We start from the raw sequence: 21,442 nt of genomic DNA on the forward strand, positions 1-21,442 counted from the left end.
GGAAGCCCGGCGGATTCAAGCCGCCGGAGCCTGAAGGCCTACCAGTTCCGCACGTACTCCGTGTAGCCACGGAAGGCCACGGCGCCCCAGAAGTTCACCAGCACGCCAAGCGCCAGCACGGCCACCACCGCGCGGTTGCGCAGCGACCATCCGCCAATCGCGAAGAGCAGCAACAGGTAGGGCGTGTAGTCCAGGCTGAACCGGAAGCCGAACTGCATGTAACCGGTGTTCTGGTAAAAGAGCCCCGGCAACGCGCACACCGCCACGGTCAGCCACAGGGGCCAGTGCAGACGGGGACGCGTGCGGGGGACCAGCAGGAACACCAGCAGGGGCAGCGTGAGCAGCAGCGTCAGTCCATGCGGGTCGTACGACAGCTTCAGCGGCGACAGCGACACCTGGGGCAGCTTGAGGAACGCGGCCTGGAGGTTGCGCGACAGGTACTCGATGTTGAAGAGCCCGAAGCGGTCGATGTCGACGTTCACCCGGTTGTTGAAGAGGTACGAGTGGCCGAACTCGCCGGGCTTTCCGAAGCGGTAGATGTTGTACGCGGCCGCGAGCACCGCGAGGGGCCCGGCCCCCGCGCCGAAGAGGACGAGTTTGCGGAGGGCGGGCTTCCACGTGGTGGGCAGGGCCTTCAATTGGGCCAGCCGGTCCGGACCGGGACAGAGCGCTTCCAGGACGAAGAAGAGGCCCGCGAACACCAGCGGCGTGCGGGTGAGCACGGCCATGGAGAAGAAGAGCCCCGCGAGCACGGGGCGCCGCGCCTTGACGGCGTTGCGCACGTACAGACACGTGAGCGCCACGCCCATCACCTGCGCGCCAAACCAGACCTCGCCCCGGATGGCGCAGTAGAAGAACAGCGTGCCGAAGGCGAGCACCAGCGACATCACCACGTTGTCGTCGCGGTTGCGCTCCGTCTCCCCTTCCTGCGCGAGGAAGCGCAGCAGCGAATAGAAGAGCGCGACCGCGAGCGCGCCCACGAAGACGCCGAAGGACGTGTCGTTGAACTGGTAGCCGTGCAGCGCGACGAAGGGGAGCATCGCGACCGCGGGGAAGGACGGGAAGCTGACGAACCAGCGGTCATCGCGCAGCGGGCGTCCCTCGCACCGCACCTTCTGGCCGTCCACCAGCCGCACGCAGGCCCAGTCCTCCAGGTTGGGCAGCACCTGCGGATCCACGTCGAGCCGTCCCTCCAACCAGGACTGCGCCTGGTAGATGAAGTGCGGCGCGGCGCTCTGCCGCAGGAAGCGCTGCGAGCTGAAGCTGGACAGCACCGCGAACGCGACGAGGAACAGCACCACCTCCACGCGGTAGGCGGACAGCCACAGGCGCACCGCGCTTCGCACCGGATGCGCTCCTGCTCCGGACGGCGATGCGGGAGGACTGATGGGCTCCGTGGCCGCCGTGGGGCTGGCGAGGGGCGCGGAGGATTCGGGCGTGGCCGGGGCGGGTTCGCCCGCGGTGGCGGGGGCCGGGGGCACCGTGGACGGCGCTTCCAGGGCGGAAGGACGGGGACGCTTTGATTTGGAGCGACTCATGGCGACACGGGGGCGGCGAGCAGGTGCAACCTCAACATTTCCAGCACGTGGGACGCGGCGAACAGACGGACCCGGTCCCGGTCACCCACGAGCGAGATGCGCTCGAAGCGGGGCTCCATTCCGGGGCCGGCCAGCCCGCAGTACACGGTGCCCACGGGGTCCTCGGGCGTTCCGCCACCGGGGCCCGCATAGCCCGTGACGGACAGGCCGAACGTGGCGCCGCAGGCGGCGCGGACTCCCTCCGCCATGGCGAGCGCCGTCTGGGACGACACGGCGCTGTGCTTCTCGAGGATGTCCGGGGGCACGCCCACCCAGGCAGACTTCATCTTCTCCGAGTAGACGACCGCCCCTCCGATGAAGACCCGACTGGAGCCCGGGACGGCCGTGAGTTCCTGCGCGACGAGGCCGCCCGTGCAGCTCTCCGCCACCGCCAGCGTGTGACCGCCGCGCGCCAGCAGGTCGAGCAGGACGGGGGCGTATTCGCTGTCATCCGCGCCGTAGACATGCGTGCCCAACACCTGCCGGCATGCGGACTCCGCGGCCGCGAGCGCGGCGTCAGCCTCCGCCTGCGTGGGCGCTTCCGCCATCAGCTTCAGGTGGTTCTCCGGCGCGTGCGTCCGGAAGCCGAACACCACCCTGGGGTGGCTGGGGGCCAGGGGCATCACCCGCTCGTTCAGCACGGATTCCGGCAGGCGTACGGTTCGCAGCAGGCGGAAGGCCCGGAACGTGCGACCGGATTCGGCGGAGAGCCAGGTCCGCACGCGCGGCAGCACCTCTCCATCCACCAGGGCGCGGTATTCGCGCGGGACCCCGGGGAGGAAGAACAGGTGGGCCCGGCCCAACCGCTGGATGACCAGTGGTGCGGAGCCCTGTGGGTTGCGCACGGGCTCCGTGCCCGCGGGGATGCGCGCCATGCGCAGGGCGCCCGGATTCAGGGCCATGCCCCGCGCGGCGTAGCGCTCCTTCAGCCAGCCGAGCACCCGCGCGTCCTCTTCCATGGACACGCCCGCCGCGGCGGCGGCGCACTCCAGCGTGAAGTCGTCCGCCGTGGGCCCCAGGCCTCCCGAGACGATGACCACGTCCGCGCGCGCCGAGGCCTCCAGCAGCGCGCCCGTGATGTCCGGACGCACGTCACCCACCAGCGTCACCCGCGCGACCTTCACCCCCAGGTCGAAGAGGCGGGCTTCCAGATAGGTGCTGTTGGTGTCCGTGATGAGGCCGGTGACGAGCTCGTCACCGGTGCACAGCAGCTCGACGCGCATGGGCCGGGCATCCTAGCGGCCGGCACGGTCCGCGTCCCGGCTCCCGCGCTCGGCTGCTCAGAGGAACGCGGGACCGTCGTCCGTGGCGTTGGGCTCGGAGTCCTCGTCGTCGTCGTCCTCGTCGAGCCCGGCGGCCACGGCCACCGCCGCGACGGCGCCGACCTTGCGCGACGCCAGCCGGCTGCGCACGGAGACCGCGGACTCCACCAGCCCCATGACCAGGTACGCGGCGAAGTACGTCACCAGCACCCAGGCCGGGTGGAAACGCTGGGCGATGAACGCGCCCGTGAGCGCCATGGCCATGAAGACGAGCGCCGTCTTGCGGCTGGGACGCGCGTCCTTGAAGGTGCGGTAGCGCACCGTGGACACCATCAGCAGCGACAGGGCGCCCACCGCCACCGCCACCGGCACGCGCGCGCCGTCACCGAGCGCCTCGCCCTGCGAGGCCACGTGGTGGGAGATGATGAGGGAGACGAGCACGCCGGCCGCCAGCGGGATGGGGAGCCCCACGAAGAAGCCGCCGCCACCGCCGTGCGGGTTGCGCATGGCGAGCACGTTGAAGCGCGCCAGCCGCATGGCACCGCAGGCCATGAACGCGAAGGAGATGAACAGGCCCCAGAAGCCCATGGGGGCCAACGCCCACTTGTAGACGAGCAGCGCCGGCGCCGCGCCAAAGGACATGACGTCCGCGAGGCTGTCGAGTTGCATGCCGAAGTCGCTCTGCGTCTTCGTCAGGCGGGCCACCCGTCCGTCGAACCCGTCGAAGAACATGGCGAAGAGGATGGCCAGGGCCGCCTGGTACAGCTGCACCGGTTCAGCCTCACCCGAACACAGGGTGATGGCGTAGAAGCCACAGAAGATGGAAGTGACGGTGAAGAGGTTCGGGAGCACGAACATCAGTTTCCGCAGCTTCATCGTTCCCTCGACTTCCCCAGGTGGTCGGCTGCCCATGTGGCAGAAACGGCGAGGGAACGGACCTTAGCAGGGTTTTATTCGCGCCGGAGTCAGTCCCCGGTCCTATGGGAGGAGAAATGCCGTACGGGCAGTGGGCCCTGTGGGGATTGGCCGCGGCGGCCGTCCTGCTGCTGGTGAACGTGGTGTGGGTCCTGCTCGTGAGGCGCTGGTACCGCCTCAAGGGCCCGCTCCCCGAGATGCTGCGCGTGAAGTGCGCGGACGGGTGGGAACTGACCGTGCACGCGCGGCGGGCCCCGGTGCGCCGCTTCGCGGAGCCCGTCCTGCTGTGCCACGGGCTGGCGGCCAACCGCTTCACCTTCGACTTCGAGCCGCCGTACTCCGTGGCCCACTACCTCACCGAGGCCGGCTTCGATTGCTTCAGCGTGGAGTGGCGCGGCACCGGGCACTCGCAGCGTCCACCCAGGGGCCGGCGGCCCACGGACTTCACCGTGGACGACCACATCCGTCACGACGGGCCCGCCCTGCTGGAGTTGGCGCTGAAGGAGACCGGCGCGAAGCAGGCCTTCTGGCTGGGCCACTCGCTGGGGGGCCTGGTGGGGTACGGCGTGGCGCAGGGGCCCGATGGCGGGAAGCTGGCGGGCCTGCTCGAGTTGGGCGCGCCGGTGTATCTCAAGTCGGAGCCGTTCCTGCGGACGCTCATCTCGCTGGGCGTGCGCGCGGCGTGGCCCGGGAGCATCCGTCAGTCGTGGGTGAGCGCCAGCATGGCGCCCTTCCTGGGCTACCTCGCGCTGCCCCTGTCCGACATCGTCGTGAACCCCCGGCATGTTCCGCCGCGCGTCCTGCGGCAGCTGTCCGTCAACATGATGGCGGCGATGAGCCGCAAGGTGCTGCTCCAGTTCCAGGACTGGATCTCCCACGACGCGTTCCGGTCCTACGACCGCAAGACGGACTGGCGCGCGGGCATCGCGAAGCTCCAGTTGCCCGTGCTCGTGATGGGCGGCAGCGCGGACCGCCTGGCCACCGCGGCCAACGTGGAGGCGCAGTACGCGCTGCTCACGTCACCGGATCGCACACTGCATGTCTTTGGCCGGGACCGCGGGGACAAGATGGACTATGGCCACGGCGACCTCATCTTCGGCACCGGCGCGCCCATGGAGGTCTACCCCGTCATCCGCGAGTGGCTCGAACAGCGCGCCACGCCGCTGCCTCCCACGTCCGCTCCCGCTCAGGGCTGAGGCGAGCGGGCGTCGAGCTGGACGCAGGGGGAGCGCAGGCCTCGCGTGGTGCTCGCGTCGACGTGGCGGAGGCGGACGCGCGTCTGGCCCTCGCAGTCGGTGGAGACCAGCTCGCCTCGCGCGTCCTTCGCGGTGAGGTCCTCCACCTGCAATTGCCCCTCTTCGATGGCCACCAGGATGGAGCCCTGGGTGTCGCGCACGTCGATGTTCCGGGACTCCAGGGTGGCCTCCGTGTCCACGGCCAACGCGGCGAGCCCGCAGCCCGAGAGCCGGGCGTTGCGGAGCGTCGCGCGGGCCCGCTGCGTCGCCAGCACGCAGGTGCCCTTCGCGCCCTCGACGGTCACGGTGTCGACGTCCGCGTCCACCTGGCGCAGGTGGAGCCCGTCGCCCGTGATGCCATCCGCGGTGCTCACGCCCTGGATGACGCCGTCCCGCAGGCGCACGCGGCCCTGCAGCGCCACCACGCCGTATTCCCGTGAGCCCTCCAGGCGGAAGCGCCGCACCTCCAGGTCCGAGGCGGTGAGCTGAAGCGCCCCGTAGGTGCCCGCGTCCTTCACGGTCACGTCCTCCAGCAGGCCGGTCGTCGCGGTGAGCCCCATCCCGGCGCGCGTGGCGCGCTCCGAGGTGAAGCCCCGCACCGACAGCCGGGCCTGGTTGGCCGTCACGCCGTACTCGTGCCCCTGGACCTGGACGTCCACCAGCGTCAGCGCTCCCTCCACCACGGAGAACGCCGTGCCCGTGCCTCCGGAGGCCCGTGACCGTTCGACGTTCACCACTCCACCCTCCTGGCTCAGCGCCATCCGGGGGCCCTGGAAGTCCACTCCCTCCAGACGCACCGTGGCCCTGCCCCGGGCCCGGACCGCACGGTCGTAGGCCCCCACGAAGGCGCTGTCCCGGAGGATCACGGAGGGCGCGGAGGCCCCCGCGGTTCCGGCCTCCACGAGCACGCCCACCGCGGACGGAGCCCGGCTGGCTGCCCCTGCCTCGAAGCGCAGCCCCCTGCCCTCCAGCGGACCCGCGCCGAGCCGGATGGCGCCCAGAGCTTGGTTCCGGAAGGTCACGGTGTGGACCCGCATGGGCCCCCGGGCGTCCAGGCCCCAGCCTCCTCCCTCGACCACCAGGGACTCCAGAGCGGTGTCCTCAGGGGCCTCCACCACGGTGAGGGTGGAATCCGCCGCCGTCAGGATCGTGGAAGGGCCCTCCCCCACGAGCCGCATGCCCCCTGGCAGCCGGAAGGGGCCTTCGTAGCGGCCGGCGGCCAGGTGCACGCGCTTCGGGCCGGGGCGGGCCAGGGCCTCGGTCAGCGATCGCAGGGGCCGCTCCCGGGTGCCGTCACCGTCCGAGGCCGCCCCGTCCACCCAGAGCTCGGCCGTCGCCTGGGGCCGTGAGGCTGGCCGCGAGCAGGCGCACAGCAGGACAAGAAGCCATGGAAGCAGTCGGAGGGTCACGCGGGCAGGCACTCTAGCCCCCTGATGGCACCCTGCTGGAGCTGGATCAGCAGCGACTGCTAAGTGATCGATTTTCCAATGCCTTTCATGCGGACCCGATCATCAATCGATCACTTCTCCTGATGCGGAAAGCAGGAGTGTGAGGATGTATCAAAAGATGCGATCCTCCCATCTCTCTACAGGGTGTATTTTCAGAGGCCAGTTTTCATCCGGAGGCCGAATTTCCGGCCCGGGAGCAGGTGGCGCATTGACAGTCGAAACCTCGATTTGTTACCTCCGCCATCCGCTCGTTCAACGCCAGACAACGCACAGAGGAGGGGTGTCATGACCAAGGCAGAGCTCGTGGAGGTGGTGGCTGCGCAGTCGAGGCTCACGAAGAAGCAGGCTGCCCAGATCCTCGACAGCGTCTTCACCAACATCGGCAAGGCGGTGAAGAAGGACACGCGCTTCAGCTACCCCGGGTTCGGCACGTGGTCGCTGCGCTCGCGCAAGGCGCGGAAGATCCGCAACCCGCAGACCAACGAGATGATGAAGCTCAAGGCGTCGAAGACGGTCGGTTTCCGTCCGGCCAAGGAGCTGAAGAACTCGCTGTAGTCGCAGGGCCGTCGTGAAGGCCCGTTCCCCTCAGGGGCGCGAACCCGTGGCCGGGTGGCGCCCCTGGGACGTGAGGACGGGGGACTCCGCCGGCATGCGGGCCACGGGACGCTCCTCGTCGGAGGCGTCCGGGGCCGCCTCGGGGGCGACGAGCGCCTCCAGCGGATCCAGTGAACTGCCGTCGTGCCAGAGCTCGAAGTGGACGTGGACGCCGGTCGCCAGGCCCGTGTCCCCCGCGAGCCCCACCACGTCGCCCCTCGCCAGCACCTCGCCGGTCGTCACCAGGACCTCGGACAGGTGGCTGTAGCGCGTCACCCACTGGCCGTCGTGCTGGACCTCCACCATCTTGCCGTGGTCGCCGTTCCAGCCAGCGCGCAGGACGACGCCCCGGTCCGCGACGCCCACGGGCTGTCCGCGGCGCGCCGCCAGGTCCACACCCGAGTGGCGGCGCAGCCGTCCGGTGATGGGGTGCCAGCGGTCGCCGTAGAGGCTGGTGATGGTGACCGGCTCCACGGGCCAGGCGAGGCGCGGCGGGCCGGAGGGCTCCGGTGGCTGCTCCCAGCGGCGCAGCGTGGACGCGCGCACGATGAGGCGGCCCACACGAATCACCACGGCCTCCGCGAGCGAGCCGGGCATGTCGCCGTACAGGCGCGCGTCCTGCTCCAGCTCCGCCTCCATCACGCCCCGAGCGCGGGTCAGGTCGCGGGTGTCGGTGTGCTCCACCGGCCGGGCCAGGAAGGCGTCCAGGGCCGAGTTCATCGCCTCCCAGTTGCGCACCTGCTCGGCCGGCATGGCGCTGCCGCGCTGGACCTTCTGGCGGTAGGCCTGGGCCTGCTGCGTGAACGCGGCGAGGGCGGCCTCCAGCTCCGGGGAGCGTTCCGGCGCCAGGGGCCCGCGGGCGCGGTCCGGTTCTCGGGGGAGGAAGGGCGTGCTGCTGTTGGCGAAGCCACTGTCGCCCGAGGTCGCGTACAGCTCCTCAAAGCTCATCTTCCCCGGCCGCGGCGTCGCGCAGGCGGAGAGGGCCAGCAGGGCAAGGACGGCGGGTCGGCGCACGGCGGGGTGAGCCTACCACGCGCGCTGGACCGTCCACCCTTCAGGCCACGGATCATCTCCCCGGCCGGACAGGTGCGTGCGGTTCACACCTGGTGACGTGGAGGGAGTTCGCCCACAGGTCGTGGCGGACCGTCATTCCACCGACAGGACTCCCGGCCATGTCGGCCCCTTGGGCCCCTCGAACGTGGCGGCGGTCCCCCTGCGCGAGGCGGGCGCCCCGCGCGAAGCTGTCCGACTGTCGGACAGGTTCCCGGCGGGTCCTGGCCGGGCCCGTCCCCTGTCGGGCCTGCCCTGTCAGCCACCATGCCCGGGGCTCCGCGCCATCCACGCCGGGCCGCTGAAACCTGTCCGACTGTCGGACAGGTTCTGGAAGGCCTCGGCGGGTCAGCCGGCGAAGGCCTGGCGGATGCGCGCCAGGGCGTCGTCGATGTCCGCGGTGGACACGTCCAGGTGGCACACGAGGCGGATGGAGTGCGGACCGGTGGGGTTGGCGAGCACGCCCTGCTTCAGCAGCAGCGCGGAGGCCTCCGCCGCCGGACGCACCAGGTCCGCGAACACCATGTTCGTCTCCACCCGGAACAGGTCCACCTTCACGCCCGGCACCTGGGCCAGGCCTTCGGCCAGACGGCGCGCGTTGGCGTGGTCCTCGGCCAGGCGCTCCACGTGGTGCTCCAGCGCGTACAGCGCCGCCGCCGCGAGGATGCCCGCCTGCCGCATGCCACCGCCCAGCCGCTTGCGCAGCCGCCGCGCCTCGCGGATGACGTCCTTCTTGCCCGCGAGCGCCGAGCCCACCGGCGCGCCCAGGCCCTTGGAGAAGCACACCGACGTCGAGTCCGTCAGCGACGCCCACGCGGACGCGGGCTGGCCCGCAGCCACCTCCGCGTTGAACAGACGCGCGCCGTCCAGGTGCACCGCGAGCCCGGCCTTGCGCCCCGCGTCCACCACCGCATTGAAGCGCTCCACCGGCCACACCGTGCCGCCGCCCCGGTTGTGCGTGTTCTCCAGAGACAAGAGGCGCGTGCGCGGGTTGTGGATGTTGTCCTCGCGCACCGCCGCCGCGACGGTCTCCGGCTTCAAGAGGCCGCGCTCGCCCGGCAGGGGCCCCGGCTGCGCGCCCCACAGCGCGGGCACCGCGCCGCCTTCGTACTGGAGGATGTGGCTGCCCTCCTCCGTGAGCACTTCGTCGCCGGGACGGCAGTACGCGCCGATGGCGATCTGATTCGCCTGCGTGCCGGAGGGGACGAAGACGGCGGCCTCCAGCCCGAGCCGCTCGGCCACGCGCTCCTCCAGGCGGCGCACCGTGGGGTCCTCGCCGTAGACGTCGTCGCCGACCTCCGCGTCGGCCATGAGCCTGCGCATGGCGGGCGTGGGCTTCGTCACGGTGTCGGAGCGGAAGTCGATGGGCTTCATGGTTCTCCTCGCTGCGTGAAATGGGTTGCCCCGCCATGGCGCTTGGGCGGGGCCGCCCCGTGACATACAACGCCCGCGTGGCCCGGCGAGAGACAGTGGGTGAGAAGCGGCAGCGCGCGGTGGCGGTATTGGACGGTCTGGAAGCAGCCATGCCGGACGCCCGCATCGAGCTGGACTACCGCACGCCGCTGGAGCTGCTGGTCGCCGTCATCCTGTCCGCGCAGTGCACCGACAAGCGCGTCAACCTGGTGACCCCTGCCCTGTTCGCCCGCTTCCCGGATGCCCAGGCCTACGCGCGCGTCGAGCCCACCGACGTGGAGCCCTTCATCCGCACCTGCGGGCTGTACCGCGCGAAGGCGAAGAACATCGTGGCCACGGCGCGCGCGCTCGTGGCGGAGCATGGCGGGCAGGTGCCGCTGGTGCGCGACACCCTGGCGGAGCTGCCCGGCGTGGGGCTGAAGACGGCGGGCGTGGTGTGCATCCACCTGGGCGGCGACGCGGCCTTCCCCGTGGACACGCACGTGAAGCGGCTGGCGTACCGGCTGGGCTTCACCACCCACGAAGATCCGGACAAGGTGGAGAAGGACCTGCAGGCGCTGCTGCCTCGCGAGCGGTGGACGCTGGGGCATCAGCTGCTGGTGTGGCACGGGCGGCGCACGTGCTTCGCGCGCTCGCCCGATTGCGGCGCCTGCGTGGTGGCGGCGAAGTGCCCGAAGAAGGGCGTGCGCGCCACCGCGAAGGTTTAAGCGGACGCCGGAGCGCCCTGGTCGCGCGAGGCCTTGAGCTTCTTCATGCGCTTGCGGATGAACTCGCGCTTGAGCGTGGAGACGTGGTCCACGAAGACGGTGCCGTCCAGGTGGTCCGTCTCGTGCTGCACGGCGATGGCCAGCAGGCCGTCACAGCGCAGCGTCTGCTCCTGGCCCTCTTCGTCCAGGTAGCGCACGGTGGCGACGGCGGCGCGGTCCACGTCCTCGGCTTCACCGGGGATGGAGAGGCAGCCCTCCGTGTAGGTCGTCTCCCCTTCGAGCGCGACGAACTCCGGGTTGATCATCGCCAGGGGCTTGGACTCCGGCTGCTGTGGCCGGGTGTCCAGGACGATGATGCGCTGGAGGATGCCCACCTGCGGGGCGGCGAGACCGACGCCCTCGGCAGCGTACATGGTCTCGAACATGTCCTTGATGAGCGCGCGGACCTTGTCGTCCACCTTCGCCACCGGCTTGGCCTTCTGCTTCAGGATGGGGTCGGGCCAGATGAGAATCTCGCGAACCATGGAGGGGATTCTTAACCCCTCCGGACCGCGACGGGCAACCGTTCCACCGGGCATCAGTCGAGCAGATTACGGGCGTACTCGCCCCGCAGGCGGTCGTCTCCCAACGCCCGCGCGGCCTCCGTCAACACCGCGCGGATCTGCTGCGCCCGGTGCTGGAGCGCGGGGTCCGGATGACCGGCGAAGCGCAGCGGGTGGAACTCGGCGGCGAGCAGTGCGTAGGCCCGCTTGACCTCCTCGCTGCCGGCCGAGCGTGCGAGCCCCAAGACGGTGAAGTAGTCCGCGTCCTGGATCTCCTCGAACTTGGCCTCCAGGCGGTGAACGTCCAGTTCCGGCGGCAGGCCGCCGTGCGCGTCCTCCGACGGCGGATGCAGCGCGATGAGGCCCAGCGTCCGCGCCACCGCGAGCGTCTTGAGCGCGCCGTCCTGCGGCAGGCCCGCGCCCAGGAGCAGTGACTCCAGCGTGCGTTCTCCGTCCACGGCCTGGAGGAGTTGGAGTTCGCGAGAGGAGAGGCCGAAGTCCGCGGGGGGCATGTGCGCGTCGCCTCGGGAGACCTGGGCGCGCAGGGAGCCCGCCGCGTCCAGGAGTGATTCGGCGGTGAGCGTGTTGCGCAGCCCTTCCGCGAGCAGGTGCAGCGGCGGGCGCGTGGCGGCGGCGAGCGCGACCTCATGGGGCGCGGGCTCTGGCACCAGGCGGTAGAGCGTGGAGGGCTCCGAGAGCGCGTCCAGGAAGACCTGTTCGGTGTAGCGCTGGACCAGCGGGACGGATTCGGCTTCGCGCACGTAGCCGCGCCCGCGCAGGGCTTCCAGCAGCGTGCCGGTGGTGGCGCTGCGCACGAGCCGCAGCTCGGCTTCCTGGCGCGCGTCGATGAGGCCGTCCGCGCGGGCGCGGTCGACGAGGGACTCGCCCTGCGCGGAGGACGCGGCGCCGACGAGGGTTCCATCGCGCAGCCAGAGGACGCGCAAGGCGTTCATCACCTTGAGCTCCAGGCGCACCTCCATGCGCGCGTCGCAGAGCCGCAGGATGAGGCGCGCGAGGCCCTCCTGCGTGAGGCTGCCGCTGCGGGCCACCGCCATCTCCGGACGGCCAGGCGATTCGAGCGGGATGATGGTGGCGCGGGCCTGGGCCGCGGCTTCTTCCGCGTCCCGCTGCGCGCGGGCTTCGAGCTCCGCGCGCTCGCGTTCGGCCTGGAGGCGCTGTTCGACGGCTTCGGCTTCGAGCCGGGTGCGGGTCTCGCGCTCGCGGGCGAACTCCTCGCGGAGCTGGTCGAGCTGTGCTTGCAGGGTGTCTCGGGCCTGCGTGAGGTCGGTGGATTCGGAGCGGGCGCGGGCTTCGGCTTCGGTGCGCGCCTGGGTCTCGGCGGCGAGGCGGGACTCCGCGGCGGTGCGGGCCTGGGACTCGGTTTCGAGGCGGGCCTCGATGTCCTGGCGCGCGCGGGCCTCGGAGTCGAGGCGGACTTCCAGCACGGTGCGCAGGCGGCCTTCGGACGTGGCCCTGGCGGTGGCTTCGGCGGCCTTCTGCTCGGCCTGGAGGGCGCGGGTTTCCGCGGCGGTGCGGGCCTGGAGCTGCTGTTCAGCGGTGGCTTCCGCTTCGGCGCGGGCCTGTTCGGCCTGGGCCAGGCGGGTCCGGGCGAGCTCGTCCGCGTCGTGCGTGGACTGCTCGGCGCGGGACTCCGCCTGGGCGAGGGACTGCGCGAGTTGATCCGCCCGGGCCTGGGCCTGGGTCAGCGCCTGTGTGAGCTGCTCAATGCGCGCCTGGGCCTCGGTGCTCGCGTGAGTGGACTGCTCCGCGCGCGACTCGGCTTCCGTGCGAGCCTGCGTGAGTTCCTTGATGCGCGCCTCGGCTTCGGCGCGCCCCTGCGTGAGCTGCTCGATGCGCGCCTGGGCATCGGTGCTCGCATGGGTGGACTGCTCCGCACGCGACTCGGCTTCGGCGCGCCCCTGCGTGAGCTGCTCGATGCGCGCTTGGGCATCCGCGAGTGCGTGCGTGAGCTGCTCGATGCGCGACCCGGCTTCGGCGTGTGCTTGCGCGAGTTGATCCGCGCGGGCTTCCACTTCCGTGCGCGCCTGGAGGGATTGCTCCGCACGGGCCTCTGCTTCGGCTCGTGCCTGCGTGAGCTGCTCGATGCGCTCTTGGGCCTCGGTGCGTGCCTGCTCAAGCTGATCCGCGCGGGCTTCGGCTTCCGTGCGCGCCTGGGTGAGCTGCTCGATTCGCTCTTGGGCTTCGGTGCGTGCCTGCTCAAGCCGGTCCGCGCGGGATTCCGCTTCCGTGCGCTCCTGCGTGAACTGCTCCGCTCGCGCTTCCGCTTCGGTGAGCGCCTGCTTGAGCTGTTCGATGCGGGCCTGGGCTTCGGCCTGGACCTGCGTGAACTGGCCCTCGCGGGTCCCGGAGTTGGCCTGGAGCTGCTGGAGTTGCTCCGCGCGGGCCTCGGCTTCGGCCTGGGCCTGCTTGAGTTGCTCGGTGTTTTCGGTGGCTCGCGCTTCGGCCTGCTTCAGGGCCTGCGTCAGCTGCTCCACCCGGGCTTCCGCCTGGAGCAGGGCTTCGGCTGGCTGCGCGGCCTGGGCTTCGGCTCGCAGGCGGGCCTGCTTGAGCTGCTCCATCCGGGCGTTGGCCTGGCTCAGGGTCTCCGCGAAGCGCGTCTCGTTCTGCTGCCTCGCCGCTTCGGCCTCTTCCGCGCGGACCTGGGCTTCGGCCAGGGCTTCCTCGGCCTTCGTCGCCCGGGCTTCCGCCTGCGCCAGGGCTTCGGCGTTCCGTTCGGCGGTGGCTTCCGCGGCGGCTCGGGCCTCCTCGGCCTGGCTCACGGCCTGGGCGGACTGTTTTGCCTTGGCTTCGCCCTGAAGCAGCACCTGCGCCAGCTGCTGCGCCCTGGCTTCCATCTGCGCCAAGGCCTGCACGGACTGCTTCGCCTTCGCCTCGGCTTGCGCCAACGCCTGCGTGGCCTGCTGCACCCGCGTCTCCGCCTGGGCCAGCGCCTGCGCGGACTGCTTCGACTTCGCTTCGGACTCGGCCAGCGACTGGGCCAACTGGTGGGCTCGCACCTCCACCAGGGACAGCGCCTGCGCGGAGTGCTTCACCTTCGCTTCGGCGGCGGTGCGGGCCTTCGCCTCGGCCTCGGCCCTGGCCTCCGCCTCGGCGCGCCGCGACTCCAGGTCCGCACGGAGCGCGGCGTCCTCGCTCTCCGCCGTGTCGGAGTCGGTTTGTGCTCGCTGACGCGCTTCCGCGCGGGCTTCGGCCGCGAGTCTTGCCTCGATCTCGGCTTCGAGCCGCGCCTCCACGTCCGTGCGCGCGGCCTGCTCCAGCTCGGCGCGGGCTTCGGCCTCCTCGCGCGTCTGCGCTTCCTGGCGGGCCCGGAGCTCGGCCTCCTCGCGCGCCTGGACCTCCGTGGCGAGGCGCTTCTCGAGCTCGACCATCTCGAGCCGGGCCATCTCCGCGAGGGCCTCGGCTTCACGGCGGTCACGCGCCTCGGCCTCCGCGCGGGCTTCAGCCTCCACGCGGCTTCCGGCCTCGGAGGCGAGCCGCGCCTCGACCTCCGCGAGGGCCTCCGTCGCCGATTCGGCCTGGACTTCCGAGGCCTCCTTGGCCGCCGAGGCCTGCTTCAACAGGGACTCGGCGCGGGCGCGGGCGTGGACCTCCGCTTCGGCCCGCACCTCCACGGCGCTCCGGGCCTCGACCTCGGCATCCGCTTCGAGCCGCGCGTCTTCGCGTGCTCGCTCTTCGCTCGCGATGCGCTCTTCCAGCTCGACGCGGAGCGACTGCTCCGATTCGGCCAGCGCTTCCGCGTCCGCGGCTCGCGCCTCGGCCTCCTCGATGGCGGCGTGGGCCAGCGCGAGCTCCTCACGCAGCGATTCCAGCTCCGCGGCGAGGTCCGATGATGACTCGGCTGCGTCCGTGCGCGCTGGAGCAGGGGTTTCCTGCTCCTGGGCGCGCGTCTTGTTCGCCCGCTGCAGGCCGCCTGGCACCTGCGGTGGCGACGACGCCGCATCTCCTGCTCCGGCCTTGTCTCCCGGATGCGCGTCGGTGCCGCTGGCCCTCGCCGCTCCAGCTCCGGACGGGTCGCTCAGGCCCTCGGCTCCCACTCCGGACTCGTTGCCCGGACGCGTGGACGTGCCGCCTGTCGTATCGCCCGGGCTCGCGGACGAGACGCCCACGGTCGCCACGACGCCCGCGCTGCTCTTTCCCGACGAGCGCAACGGGACACGGGCCGCGACACGCAGCGGCCTCTCGGGATTCACTTTCGGCGCGGCGCTGTCCGCCGTCCCACCCTCGCGCGACTCCGCCCTGGCTGGATTCGGGGGTGCCGCATCTGCCGGGCTCGCGGGCTCCGCCCACTGGAGGGGCTTGGAACCCTCCTCCTTCGCCTCCTCGACGGTCTCTGAATCGAACCAGTCCGAACCCACCGGCTTCGCGTCGTCCGAGGAGGAGTCCTCGTCCCGCTCGCGCGCCTCGGCGGAGGCCTTGAGGTCCGCCTCCAGCACATCCCAGTTCGACAGGCCCGCCGCCGCCAGCTCCTCCGCGGTCGGCTCCGAGGGCGCGTCCTCCTCCGGAGCACTCGCCGCGACAGCCGCGGCCCGCTCCTCCGCCGCCACGTCGTCCGCGACCGAACCGAAGTCCGTCTCGTCGGAATCCTCCACGCCGCCCGGAGACGCACGCAGCTCCGGATCCGGCTCCAGTTCCTTCCACGCCAGCGGCTCCGAGCCCTCCGGTTCCGCAGCCTTCGCCGCCCCGCCGTCCTCGTCCGAGTCGACGTCGAAGAACCCCTCGTCCCCCAGCTTCGGCGCGGGCTTCACCGGCTTCAGTCCCGGCGGCGTGAGCGGCTCCTCACGGAACGCGAGCCGCCCCTCGGCGGGCGCATTCTCGCCCTCGGCGTTCGGGAACGGGAAGCGCAACGTGGTGCGCGCCTCCGAGGAACGGCCCTCGTCCGCCCCTTCCGCGTTCGGCGGCTCCGCGTCCCACTCACTGCCGACGCTCGCGTCCGGATCCTCCTCGCCCCACGCCTCGCCGGAGTCACCCTCCCCCTCCGCTCCGGCCCACTGCGACTTCGTGCCCACCGACAGCGCGGAGTCGATGGAGGCGATGGCCTCCGTCTCCACTTCCAGGTGCGCCTGCTCCAGCGCGGCGTTCATGCTGCGCTCGCGCTGCTGGTGCACGGCGTGCGCGCTGCGCTCCTCGCGCGTCATCGCCGCCACTTCCCAGTCCGTCTGGTTCAGCGGCGCCAGGTCCCCGAACAGCGCGTTCGCCAGCGCGGGGTCCCCGCCCACCGAGCGCGGCGCCGTCACATGCCAGTCTTCGTCCGCCGGGGCGCTCCCCTTCGCCGGCTCCCCCAGCGTCCGGTTCTCCACCACGCGCCAGCCATCCGCCTCCGCCGGCGCGCGGATCAACGTGTCCACCAGCGTCACGAAGCTCGGGCCGTCCAGGGGCAGCGGCGCCACCGGCGCGCTGAAGCCCTCGATGGCCTCACTCAGGAGCAGCACCCGCGCCTTGTGGCCTTCGGGGTGCTGCACCAGCTCCTCCAGCACCACGCGCCCGCGGTCGCTCTCCACGCCCGGCGCGAGCACGATGAGCTCCGGCAGGTGATGCCCGAAAGCGATGAGCGCGTCCGCGGCGGAGGTCGCGAGGATGACCTCGTGCCCTTCGCGGGACAGCAGTCGCCGGACGGCGGCGATGGTGGCGATGTCGTCGTGTACGAGGAGGACCGAGGCGCCCATGGGGGAGCCCGGGAGTCTACAGCATGGCCCCGGGATCCACGTCGATGACGACCTTCACTCCGTTCGGCACATCCGCCAACGCCGCCTCCAACCGGGCGAGCAGTGGGGCGAGCGCCGCATGTGTCGGCGCCTTCAGGAGCAACTGCCAGCGCGTCTTGCCCCGGATGCGGGCAATGGGCGCCAGGGCCGGACCCAGCAGGCGCACCCCCGCCGACGCCGGTGGCATGTGGCGTCCCACCAGGTTCCCCAGGAAGCGCGCCACGCCCGCCGTCTGCTCCGGGTGCTCGCCCTCCAGCCGGACGGCCGCCATGCGCGCGAAGGGCGGATAGGCCAGCGCCTTGCGCCACTCCAGCTCCTGCTTGGAGAACCCGTCGAAGTCGTGCGCCAGCATCCGCCTCACCGGCTCCGCGTCCGGGTTGTAGGTCTGCACCAGCACCCGGCCCGGGTCCTTCCCGCGCCCCGCGCGCCCCGCCACCTGGGTCAACAGGTGGAAGGTCCGCTCAGCGGCTCGGAAATCAGGAATCGCCAGGGACGTGTCCGCCATCACCACGCACACCAGCGTCACGCCCGGGAAGTCGTGCCCCTTGGCCACCATCTGGGTGCCCACCAGCACGTCGATTTCACGCCGCGCGAAGGACGCCAAGAGCTCCGTGAGCTTCTCCGCGCTCGTCGCGGAGTCCCGGTCCAGCCGCGCCACGCGTGCGTGTGGCATCCGCTCCAGGACCTCCGCCTCCACGCGCTCCGTGCCGATGCCGAGCTTGAGCAGCGGGCCGGTGCACTCGCGGCAGGCGTTCGGAACGGGGAACGCCACGCCGCAGTAGTGGCACACCACCCGGTTCTGCGAGCGGTGGTGCGTCATGCACACGTCGCAGTCGTGGCACTTGAGCGACAGGCCGCACACCTCGCACAGCAGGATGGTGCTGTGGCCGCGGCGGTTGAGGAACAGGATGACCTGCTGCCCCTTGGCCACCGTCTCCTCCATGGCCTGGAGCATCTGCGGGCTGAGGATGGGCGCCTCTTCCGTCACCTGGCCCTCGCGCGGACGCTCCACGCGCAGGTCCACCAGGCTGATGGAGGGCATGGGCCGGTCGTCCACGCGGTTCTTCAGTTCAATCAGCTTGTAGCGGCCAGAGCGCGTGTTCTGGAGCGTCTCCAGCGAAGGCGTCGCGGAGCCCAGCACCACCACCGCGCCGGCCTGCTTGCCGCGCACCACCGCCAGGTCGCGCGCCTGGTAGCGCAGCTTCTCGTCCTGCTTGAAGGACGGGTCGTGCTCCTCGTCCACGACGATGAGCCCCAGGTGCTCCACCGGCGCGAACACCGCGGAGCGCACGCCGACCGCGATCTTCACCGTGCCCTTGCGCAGCGCCTGCCAGTGGAACAGCCGCTCGCGGTCCTTGAGCCCCGAGTGCAGCACCGCCACGTCGCCGCCGAAGCGGCTGCGGAAGCGCCCCACCAGTTGCGGCGTGAGCGCGATTTCGGGCACCAGCACCAGGCTGCCCAGGCCGCGCGCGAGCGTGTGCTCCACCGCGCGCAGGTACACCTCCGTCTTGCCGCTGCCGGTGACGCCGTGCAGGAGGTACGGCTGGAAGCCGCCCACGTCCACGGCGCCCTGGAGCTCCTTCACCGCCAGGGCCTGCTCCGGGGTGAGGCGGTCCGGGCGGTTCTGCACCAGGCCCTCGCGCACACCGGGCTGGAGCGTCACCTCCACCCACTTCACGAACTTGCGCGTGGCCAGCTTCTTCAGCGTCTCGCGCGCGCCGGGGATGGCGTGCGTCACCTCGTCCAGCGGCGCCCTTCCGCCCACCGCCAGGAGGTACTGGAGCACCGCGGCCTGCGCCGGAGCGCGGGCGAGCGCGGGGGGCAGCTCCGTGACGAGCGCCTCCACGAAGAACTGGATGTCCGGCCTGGCTTCCTTCTCATCCACCGCGGTGGAGAGGCCCGGCGGCAGCGCGCCGCGGATCACCTCGCCCAGCGGATAGCGGTAGTGCTCCGCGGTGAAGCGCAGGAGCGCGATGAGGTCCTTGGGCAGGGACGGCGAGTCCTCCAGCACGCGCTGGATGGGCTTGAGCCGAACGCCCCCTTCCACCGGCGCGTTCGCGGGCCCCAGGTAGAAGCCCAGCGCCATGCCCCGGCCGAAGGGCACGAGCACGCGCTGGCCCGGGGCGAGGTTGCCGGCGAGCGCCTCCGGCACCAGGTAGGTGAACTCCCCGCGCACGGGACGGCCCACGGCGACAGAGGCAAGTTGGGCAGGGGTGGCGCTCACGACGGGGCGCACTGTACCGGCGGGATCCCGCTGCGACACTTCCCTTCCCACTTCCGTACGCCGCGTCCGCAACGGAATGGAACCGCGAGCGGGGGTCGCTCCCTGTGACCGCGGAAAACCACCCAGCGCGAAGTGCTCTTGCTCCATGACCGCCCTCTTGCCGCTCTACGTCCCCGGCCCGCCCGTCCTGCACCCGGGATCCACTGTGCCCCGGGCGTCTGACATTCCCCTTGCGTCTGGAAACACGAAGGGCCCCTCCCGGCCCTGGAGGACAGGGTCGGAAGAGGCCCGGGAGGCCTTGAGCGAAAGAGGGTCGTGCGGGCGGCCTAGCGGCCGTGGGCCTTCTTCACGGACGGGCGGTTGGACACGCGGTCCCACCAGGCCATCACGTTCTTGTACGGGGCGATGGTGTCCTTCTCGCCCATGGCGAAGAGGTACTCCATGTACGGCGCGAAGCAGACCTCCGCGAGCGTGAAGTCATTGCCCGCGAGGAACGGCCGGTTCGCCAGCGCGGCGTCGAGGACCTCCAGCGGGCGCTTCATGCCCTCGCGGCCCTTGGCGACGTTCTCCTCGTTGTTGGTGCCCCGGAAGCGCTCCATGACGATCTTCATGGCCTGGCCGGAGAAGTAGGACTGCTCCACGCCGATGAACTGCTCCATCAGCGCGTAGGCCTTGGGGTCCACGGGCGTCAGCGACGGGCCCGGCAGGGTGCGGTCCAGGAAGCGGGCGATGGCGCGCGACTCGTACATGATGAAGCCGTCGTCCAGCTCCAGCGCGGGCACCACGCCAAAGGGCTGGCGGGCGATGTGCTCGGGCGTCTTCTGCTCGTGCTTCATCAGGTCGATGTTGATGAACTCGGCCTGGTGGCCCTTCTCCGCCAGGACGGTGAGGACCTTGCGGGTACACGTGCTCATCGGATTGCCATAGAGCTTCATGCGAATCGCCTCCGAGCCAGGAACCGGGGAAATCCCGGTCCTGGAACGGGCGGGACTTTCACCGTCAGCCCCGCCCATCGCAAGCGAATCGAAGCGGGGGCCGCTACTTGAAGAGCGTGTCCGGCACGGCCGAGCGGTTGTCCGCCTTGAGGGCGGTGAAGCGCACCACGCGCTGGCCCGCCTTCCACACCTCCACGGTGCGGGGCATCCAGTCGCCGGTGGCCGGCGAGGCGTAGTCCAGGAAGCGCACGTCCCAGGCCGCCCCGGACGCGTCCGAGTAGCGCAGGCGCGCGGGCCGGAAGGCGTCCTTGTAGACCCAGAACTGGGGCTTGTTCTCCGCGGGGTCTCCCAGGACGTAGGCCACCTCGCCGCCGAAGCGCGCGAGCGACGTCACCTTCGTGTTGATGCCCAGCCCCTGGAGGTACGCCTCCTGGGCGAGCTTGGTGTCCTGCACGCTGCCCGCGTCCTGCGCGAGGATGGCGCACACCTGGGTCACCAGCACGGAGATGGAGGGCAGCTCCTTGCCCTCCACCACGCGCTTCTTGCCGGAGGCCTGCACGGTGGCGGACTTGAGGCTGCTGTCGGGCGAGCTCGCGTCGAAGCGGCAGCGGCCCGGGATCTTCACGGACAGCACGCCGTCACCCTGGAGCTCCGGGCGGTCCGTGGGGACGTTGAGGGCGGCCCCGGCCTCCGCCACGGCCGTGGCGGAGAAGATGACGGAGCCCTCCACGCGGAAGGACGACAGGCGCTTCTCCTCCCGCGCGGTGGCCATGCGCCGCAGGATGGAGCCGCCGGGCAGCACGTAGGCGCCGGCGGTCAGGGAGGCGAGGACTGCGGATACGGCGATGAGACGCTTCACGGCTTCTCCGTCTTGACGACCTCGCGCAGGTACTCCAGGAGTCCTCCGCGCAGGTCGGGGCGCTTGAGCGCATAGGCGATGTTCGCCTTGAGGTAACCCACCTTGTCACCGGCGTCGTAGCGCTGGCCCTGGAACTTGTAGCCCAGCAGACCTTCGGTCTTCTGGAGCGTGGCCAGGCCGTCCGTGAGCTGGATTTCGCCGCCCACGCCCGTGGTCTGCTTCTCCAGGATGGGGAAGATGGACGGGGGCAGCACGTAGCGGCCAATCACCGCCAGGTTCGACGGGGCGGTGCCCTTCTTGGGCTTCTCCACCACGTGGTCGATTTGGATGACACCGTTGCCCAGGTCCTTGCCGGCGGCGATGCCGTACATGTGCGTCTCGCTCTCGGGGACCTCCATGAGCGCGATGACGGCCTTCTGGTGCTGCTGGTAGATGCGCGCCAGCTGGCCGATGCCCGGATCCTCCGAGTCGATCATGTCGTCGCCCAGGAGGACGCCGAAGGGCTCGTCGCCGATGACGCTCTTGGCGCACAGCACCGCGTGGCCCAGGCCCAGCGGCTCTTTCTGGCGCACGCTGATGATGCGCACCAGGTTCGCGATGGCGCGCATCCGGTCCGCCTCCGCCGTCTTGCCGCGCGCGCGCATCGTGGTCTCCAGCTCGAACGCGATGTCGAAGTGGTCCTCGATGGCGCCCTTGCCGCGGCCGTTGATGACGACGACGTCCTCCATGCCGGCCTTCACCGCCTCCTCGACGATGTACTGGAGGGTGGGCGTGTCGACGATGGGCAGCATCTCCTTCGGCACGGCCTTGGTGGCCGGGAGGAAACGGGTGCCCAGGCCGGCGGCGGGGATGACGCACTTGCGGATGAGCTTCGCTGCCTTCGTGTCGGTGGAGGACATGGGGCGGGGAATCTATTGGTGGCCCAGAACCCCAGCAAGCCGGATAGATTCCCTCCAGC

Annotated in this window: 15 protein-coding genes; 3 read left to right on the top strand and 12 right to left on the bottom strand. The window is 71.2% G+C overall.

Features of this window, described 5'->3' with window-relative positions; translation table 11 throughout:
* Positions 1-38: 38 nt before the first annotated feature.
* The 3 genes from JYJ93_RS36045 to pssA are packed head-to-tail and all read right to left on the bottom strand — an operon-like array spanning position 39 to position 3,715.
* Positions 39-1,538: a hypothetical protein gene (locus tag JYJ93_RS36045; RefSeq protein ID WP_206799135.1), complete on the bottom strand. Its 1,500-nt coding sequence runs from the start codon at positions 1,536-1,538 to the stop codon at positions 39-41.
* On the bottom strand, positions 1,535-2,800 hold the full coding sequence (locus JYJ93_RS36050; RefSeq protein ID WP_206799136.1) for a CinA family nicotinamide mononucleotide deamidase-related protein: 1,266 nt from the start codon (positions 2,798-2,800) through the stop codon (positions 1,535-1,537). The genes JYJ93_RS36045 and JYJ93_RS36050 overlap by 4 nt, the downstream gene beginning before the upstream one ends.
* A gap of 57 nt (positions 2,801-2,857) precedes the next feature.
* Positions 2,858-3,715, bottom strand: a complete 858-nt coding sequence (pssA, locus tag JYJ93_RS36055) for a CDP-diacylglycerol--serine O-phosphatidyltransferase (RefSeq protein ID WP_206799137.1) — start codon at positions 3,713-3,715, stop codon at positions 2,858-2,860.
* Between the two features lie 116 nt (positions 3,716-3,831).
* Between pssA and JYJ93_RS36060 the strand changes: the two genes are divergently transcribed.
* Positions 3,832-4,950, top strand: coding sequence for an alpha/beta fold hydrolase (locus JYJ93_RS36060; protein ID WP_206799138.1), 1,119 nt, complete (start codon positions 3,832-3,834; stop codon positions 4,948-4,950).
* Here the strand turns inward: JYJ93_RS36060 and JYJ93_RS36065 are convergent.
* Positions 4,941-6,398, bottom strand: coding sequence for a hypothetical protein (locus JYJ93_RS36065; protein WP_206799140.1), 1,458 nt, complete (start codon positions 6,396-6,398; stop codon positions 4,941-4,943). The two genes, JYJ93_RS36060 and JYJ93_RS36065, sit on opposite strands and share 10 nt — an antisense overlap.
* Positions 6,399-6,722: 324 nt before the next feature.
* Here JYJ93_RS36065 and JYJ93_RS36070 point away from each other — a divergent pair, with 324 nt between their 5' ends.
* On the top strand, positions 6,723-6,992 hold the full coding sequence (locus tag JYJ93_RS36070) for an HU family DNA-binding protein (protein ID WP_120550461.1): 270 nt from the start codon (positions 6,723-6,725) through the stop codon (positions 6,990-6,992).
* A gap of 30 nt (positions 6,993-7,022) precedes the next feature.
* Here the strand turns inward: JYJ93_RS36070 and JYJ93_RS36075 are convergent, their stop codons facing one another.
* Positions 7,023-8,045 (bottom strand): M23 family metallopeptidase, encoded by a 1,023-nt coding sequence (locus JYJ93_RS36075; protein WP_206799141.1) that lies wholly within the window; start codon positions 8,043-8,045, stop codon positions 7,023-7,025.
* Positions 8,046-8,429: 384 nt separating this feature from the next.
* Positions 8,430-9,455, bottom strand: a complete 1,026-nt coding sequence (ltaE, locus tag JYJ93_RS36080) for a low-specificity L-threonine aldolase (RefSeq protein WP_206799142.1) — start codon at positions 9,453-9,455, stop codon at positions 8,430-8,432.
* Between the two features lie 35 nt (positions 9,456-9,490).
* Here ltaE and nth point away from each other — a divergent pair, with 35 nt between their 5' ends.
* A complete protein-coding gene (nth, locus tag JYJ93_RS36085) occupies positions 9,491-10,201 on the top strand; it encodes an endonuclease III (protein WP_206799143.1) in 711 nt (236 codons plus the stop codon).
* Here nth and def read toward each other — a convergent pair.
* The 6 genes from def to galU form a co-directional block, all read right to left on the bottom strand.
* A complete protein-coding gene (gene def, locus JYJ93_RS36090) occupies positions 10,198-10,725 on the bottom strand; it encodes a peptide deformylase (protein ID WP_206799144.1) in 528 nt (175 codons plus the stop codon). The genes nth and def overlap by 4 nt on opposite strands.
* 53 nt (positions 10,726-10,778) lie before the next feature.
* Positions 10,779-16,427: a response regulator receiver protein gene (locus JYJ93_RS36095; RefSeq protein WP_242544058.1), complete on the bottom strand. Its 5,649-nt coding sequence runs from the start codon at positions 16,425-16,427 to the stop codon at positions 10,779-10,781.
* 16 nt (positions 16,428-16,443) lie between these two features.
* The gene (priA, locus tag JYJ93_RS36100) at positions 16,444-18,837 is read right to left on the bottom strand and encodes a primosomal protein N' (protein ID WP_206799145.1); all 2,394 of its coding nucleotides are present in this window, start codon (positions 18,835-18,837) and stop codon (positions 16,444-16,446) included.
* Between the two features lie 179 nt (positions 18,838-19,016).
* The gene (locus tag JYJ93_RS36105; RefSeq protein ID WP_206799146.1) at positions 19,017-19,625 is read right to left on the bottom strand and encodes a glutathione S-transferase family protein; all 609 of its coding nucleotides are present in this window, start codon (positions 19,623-19,625) and stop codon (positions 19,017-19,019) included.
* A 103-nt stretch (positions 19,626-19,728) separates the two neighbouring features.
* Positions 19,729-20,484, bottom strand: a complete 756-nt coding sequence (locus tag JYJ93_RS36110; RefSeq protein ID WP_206799147.1) for a hypothetical protein — start codon at positions 20,482-20,484, stop codon at positions 19,729-19,731.
* Positions 20,481-21,383 (bottom strand): UTP--glucose-1-phosphate uridylyltransferase GalU, encoded by a 903-nt coding sequence (gene galU, locus JYJ93_RS36115; protein WP_206799148.1) that lies wholly within the window; start codon positions 21,381-21,383, stop codon positions 20,481-20,483. The genes JYJ93_RS36110 and galU overlap by 4 nt, the downstream gene beginning before the upstream one ends.
* Between the last annotated feature and the right edge of the window lie 59 nt (positions 21,384-21,442).

This window comes from Corallococcus sp. NCSPR001, assembly GCF_017309135.1.
Lineage (GTDB): Bacteria > Myxococcota > Myxococcia > Myxococcales > Myxococcaceae > Corallococcus.

Excerpts from the sequence above, each read along its gene's own strand:
- JYJ93_RS36045 (WP_206799135.1), bottom strand. The coding sequence starts at position 1,538 with ATGAGTCGCTCCAAATCAAAGCGTCCCCGTCCTTCCGCCCTGGAAGCG.
- JYJ93_RS36050 (WP_206799136.1), bottom strand. The coding sequence starts at position 2,800 with ATGCGCGTCGAGCTGCTGTGCACCGGTGACGAGCTCGTCACCGGCCTC.
- pssA (WP_206799137.1), bottom strand. The coding sequence starts at position 3,715 with ATGAAGCTGCGGAAACTGATGTTCGTGCTCCCGAACCTCTTCACCGTC.
- JYJ93_RS36060 (WP_206799138.1), top strand. The coding sequence starts at position 3,832 with ATGCCGTACGGGCAGTGGGCCCTGTGGGGATTGGCCGCGGCGGCCGTC.
- JYJ93_RS36070 (WP_120550461.1), top strand. The coding sequence starts at position 6,723 with ATGACCAAGGCAGAGCTCGTGGAGGTGGTGGCTGCGCAGTCGAGGCTC.
- ltaE (WP_206799142.1), bottom strand. The coding sequence starts at position 9,455 with ATGAAGCCCATCGACTTCCGCTCCGACACCGTGACGAAGCCCACGCCC.
- nth (WP_206799143.1), top strand. The coding sequence starts at position 9,491 with ATGGCGCTTGGGCGGGGCCGCCCCGTGACATACAACGCCCGCGTGGCC.
- def (WP_206799144.1), bottom strand. The coding sequence starts at position 10,725 with ATGGTTCGCGAGATTCTCATCTGGCCCGACCCCATCCTGAAGCAGAAG.
- JYJ93_RS36095 (WP_242544058.1), bottom strand. The coding sequence starts at position 16,427 with ATGGGCGCCTCGGTCCTCCTCGTACACGACGACATCGCCACCATCGCC.
- priA (WP_206799145.1), bottom strand. The coding sequence starts at position 18,837 with ATGGAGCAAGAGCACTTCGCGCTGGGTGGTTTTCCGCGGTCACAGGGA.
- JYJ93_RS36105 (WP_206799146.1), bottom strand. The coding sequence starts at position 19,625 with ATGAAGCTCTATGGCAATCCGATGAGCACGTGTACCCGCAAGGTCCTC.
- galU (WP_206799148.1), bottom strand. The coding sequence starts at position 21,383 with ATGTCCTCCACCGACACGAAGGCAGCGAAGCTCATCCGCAAGTGCGTC.